Origin of the sequence: Proteus myxofaciens ATCC 19692, assembly GCF_001654855.1 — a bacterium.
In the GTDB taxonomy this organism is placed as follows: domain Bacteria; phylum Pseudomonadota; class Gammaproteobacteria; order Enterobacterales; family Enterobacteriaceae; genus Proteus; species Proteus myxofaciens.
The window spans coordinates 1-3,875 of the sequence record NZ_LXEN01000044.1; the positions used below are offsets into that span (position 1 = coordinate 1).

Genomic DNA, 3,875 nt, shown 5'->3' on the forward strand with positions numbered 1-3,875 from the left:
TTTTCTTTTTTTATTATGTATTTTTAATAAAGGTCACGCAATATTAAGATATTTATGTGTTTGCATTGAAAAACGCCAATTACGTTCAATACAAGTTTTAATACATAATTGCGTTGCTCTATCTTTACAACTAATAGGCTGTAATGCGACAACAGGTGTTGGTTGCTGAGTTCGTAATGAAAGAAGTGAGTCCAACGCTTCGATGTCTTTTTCTCGCCCTACAGGATGCTTTATCTCATTAGCACGATTAATTGCCGCAGTTAAAACATGATATCCGCCTTTCATGCCCACTTTCGGCGATAACGTAACCCATGTTTTTTCACTACACATTATTTCATGTGTACCACTGGTTTCTATTTGGCAATCATAGCCTGCTTGCTCTAATCCTTCGGTTAAAGCTCGTAAATCATAAAGGCAAGGCTCTCCACCTGTAATAACAACGTGTTTTGCCGTATAATTTTGTTGTTTAAATAGTGATAAAATATCACTAACGTAGGCACTACCCCAGTTATCACTCTCTTGTGTTTTAATGGGAATATCACCAAGAGGAACTTTTTTCTCTTCTTTTTTTTCCCAAGTATGTTTGGTATCACACCAACTGCAACCTACAGGGCATCCCTGTAAACGGACAAAAAGCGCAGGAACGCCAGTAAAAACACCTTCACCCTGTAAGGTTTGAAACACTTCATTAATGGGGTATTGCATAAGAAACTCTGATATCCAATGAAAGCTGATGATTATTACAGATAACTATCTCACCGTAAGAGGCTTTATGATAAGGTAGATAGTTTGTTTTGGATAGCTAACACGTGCAAGAAGACAGATAAAAAAGAGGACAGTTTTCCTCAGTCGGACAGAGATGGGAATATTTTAGATGCAAAAAGAGAATAAACTTTCACGAGGACTGTCAGGGCGGCACATCCGGTTTATGGCGTTAGGTTCTGCAATCGGTACCGGATTATTTTATGGTTCTGCTGCTGCAATTGAAAAAGCAGGTCCTGCGGTATTACTTGCTTATCTTATTGGTGGTGCTGCGGTATTTATGGTGATGCGAGCATTAGGGGAAATGGCTGTTCACCACCCTGTTGCTGGATCTTTTTCACAATATGCTAGCCATTATATGGGGCCTTTAGCTGGCTTTTTAACCGGTTGGAACTACGTTTTTGAAATGTTAATTGTGTGTTTGGCTGACGTCACCGCATTTGGCTTTTATATGAAACTTTGGTTTCCTGATGTTGAACAATGGATATGGGTGCTAGGGATAGTCTGTTTTATTGGTGCGTTAAATCTTTGCCATGTAAAAATATTTGGTGAAATGGAGTTTTGGCTGTCTATTGTTAAAGTAACAGCCATTATCGCCATGATAGTGGGTGGTGTTGCTATTATGGTATATGGTTTCGGTCAACAAACTGAACATCCTATTGGTATTTCTAATCTTTGGGAGTTTGGTGGCTTTATGCCAAATGGCCTAGAAGGGGTTATAGCCTCGCTTGCGATTGTCATGTTTGCTTTCGGCGGGATTGAAGTGATTGGTATTACCGCCAGTGAAGCAAAAGATCCTGAAAAAACCATTCCAAAAGCAATCAATGCCGTTCCGTTCCGTATATTATTATTTTATGTACTCACAATTTTCATTCTAATGTGTATTTTCCCTTGGCAACAAATTGGTCATAACGGAAGCCCTTTTGTACAAATATTTTCTAATTTAGGGATTAATTCAGCTGCGAATATACTAAATCTGGTGGTTATTACCGCTGCTATTTCGGCAATCAATAGTGATATTTTTGGCGCCGGTAGAATGATGTATGGAATGGCTCAAGAAGGACAAGCACCAAAGTCCTTTATGAAACTGACCCGCAACGGTGTGCCTTGGCTAACGGTATTAGTCATGTCTGTCGTGCTGTTACTTGGTGTCGTACTTAATTATCTCATTCCAGAACAGATCTTCGTTTTAATTGCCTCCATTGCTACTTTCGCAACCGTATGGGTATGGTTGATGATTTTACTTTCCCAAGTTGCGATGCGTCGTAAGATGAGCGCTGAGGAAGTTAAAACACTTAAATTTCCAGTTCCATTATGGCCGATAGCACCCGCAATAACGATTATCTTCATGGTATTTGTTATCGCTATTTTGGGCTATTTTGAATCAACACGAATGGCGTTGATCGTCGGTATGATATGGGTCGCTATTTTAACGATAGGTTACTATATCGGTATCAAGCCAAGAATGGCTCATAAATAAATCAATAAAAACTAAACACAAAAGGCGGTGAAATTTCACCGCCTTTCTTTTGGACTTGAAATGACTAAGCTAATGCCTGTTTTAGATCTGCGATTAAATCCTCAACATCTTCAAGCCCTATAGATAAACGAATCAAACCATCACTAATACCGTGTTTTTGTCGCTCTTGTGCTGTATAAGTAGCATGAGTCATTGATGCAGGATGTTGCGCCAATGATTCACAATCACCTAAACTCACAGCCCGAGTAAATAATATTAAGCGATTAAGAAAATCACTTCCTGCGCCTACGCCACCTTTTAGCTCAAACGTTATCATCCCCCCCCGCTAAACGCATCTGCATTTTAGCAAGATGATATTGAGGAAAAGAAGTAAGTCTCGGATAGTAAATAGTGTCAACATTAGGATTATCTTCAAGAAATTGTGCAACACGCTGTGCATTTTCACTACTTATTTGATGATAAAATAAACATATAAAAACAAACATAAAACAAATATTATTATTTTATTTTTCTATCTAAATAATATATTCATTATTTATCTATTACATTTCTCTATAATTTTATTAGTTTATCAAGTAGAGAAATATAGTTGTAAAAAACCATATAACAAATAGATTAAATGGATAAATATATATAAAGTTATATTTATAATTAATAAAATGTGGCAATTAAAGGATTATGATCTGATGCATTTGTGAGTAAAATTTCAGCCTTATCTAATGACAACCCTCGATAAAAAATATAATCTAATGGTTTACCAAATGCTTTAGTCCGTAAATCATCTTCAAAAATAACTTCTTTCAGTTTTAACCCTCGAGTAAAACGTTTAAGAACATTAATACGAGGGCGACTCCATGCATTAAAATCACCGGCTAAAATTATAGGGCCTTTATGCTGAATAATATGGTTTGATAAATTGCTCAACTGCCGCTGATATACATCAACACCAAAACTAAAATTAATTGCGTGAACATTAACTATCATTAAATGCTCTCCTGTAATAAGAGAATAAACGGTAATTAATGCTGATTTAGCCAAACGTAAAAAGGGTTCTTTTTCTCTCAATGGGCAGCAATAAATAGGATAAGAACTTGAAAGTGTCATTACACCAGCAGGATGTTGTTGGAAAGCCAAAGCAGGCACTTGGTCTGCGACTAAATGGTGAGTACCTGCAAAACGTACTAACTCAGGTGTAGTTTGTGCTTCTTGTAGTAAAAGTAGATGAGTATCTGTAGACAAAATTTCGAGCATATTACGCCAATGTGTACGCTGCTGTTTATAAATATTCCAAACAGCAATTTTAAGTGTTCCATCGGTGTAAAGAGGCATTCCAATGGGCATACTATCGAATTTGTCACTTAAAGGTAGGCTTGCTTCAATCCTTTCGATTGGTTGTCCTGCTACAAAACGTACTGAATAAGTCGATTTTTTTGCCATTAGCAACCTCTGGGGTATTGGAGCTTTTGCTATCTGATCAGTATACCAAAATTAAGCTATACCCTCATCTATTTAGGGAGTTTAAAATTTAACAAATAGCGTTATTTTTATAAAAAAGAAGGGATCTATAAAAATTGAACAAAATATAAAATTTAGGCAAAAAAAAACCTAAGCCATTAGGCTTAGGTTTCTTATT

General features: G+C 36.6%; 3 protein-coding genes and 1 pseudogene. 1 reads left to right on the top strand and 3 read right to left on the bottom strand.

What is annotated here, in order from left to right; genetic code table 11:
- Positions 1–33 precede the first annotated feature (33 nt).
- Positions 34–705 (bottom strand): 7-carboxy-7-deazaguanine synthase QueE, encoded by a 672-nt coding sequence (gene queE, locus M983_RS05375; RefSeq protein ID WP_066748234.1) that lies wholly within the window; start codon positions 703–705, stop codon positions 34–36.
- Between the two features lie 169 nt (positions 706–874).
- On the opposite strand from queE, the gene M983_RS05380 reads away from it, so the two are divergent.
- Positions 875–2,242, top strand: coding sequence for an amino acid permease (locus M983_RS05380; RefSeq protein ID WP_066748236.1), 1,368 nt, complete (start codon positions 875–877; stop codon positions 2,240–2,242).
- Between the two features lie 64 nt (positions 2,243–2,306).
- On the opposite strand, the pseudogene M983_RS05385 reads toward M983_RS05380, so the two are convergent.
- Positions 2,307–2,685 (bottom strand): annotated as a pseudogene (locus M983_RS05385) (PLP-dependent transferase); the annotation flags it as partial.
- 208 nt (positions 2,686–2,893) lie between these two features.
- Positions 2,894–3,679: an endonuclease/exonuclease/phosphatase family protein gene (locus M983_RS05395; RefSeq protein WP_066748244.1), complete on the bottom strand. Its 786-nt coding sequence runs from the start codon at positions 3,677–3,679 to the stop codon at positions 2,894–2,896.
- Positions 3,680–3,875 lie beyond the last annotated feature (196 nt).

Excerpts from the sequence above, each read along its gene's own strand:
- queE (WP_066748234.1), bottom strand. The coding sequence starts at position 705 with ATGCAATACCCCATTAATGAAGTGTTTCAAACCTTACAGGGTGAAGGT.
- M983_RS05380 (WP_066748236.1), top strand. The coding sequence starts at position 875 with ATGCAAAAAGAGAATAAACTTTCACGAGGACTGTCAGGGCGGCACATC.
- M983_RS05395 (WP_066748244.1), bottom strand. The coding sequence starts at position 3,679 with ATGGCAAAAAAATCGACTTATTCAGTACGTTTTGTAGCAGGACAACCA.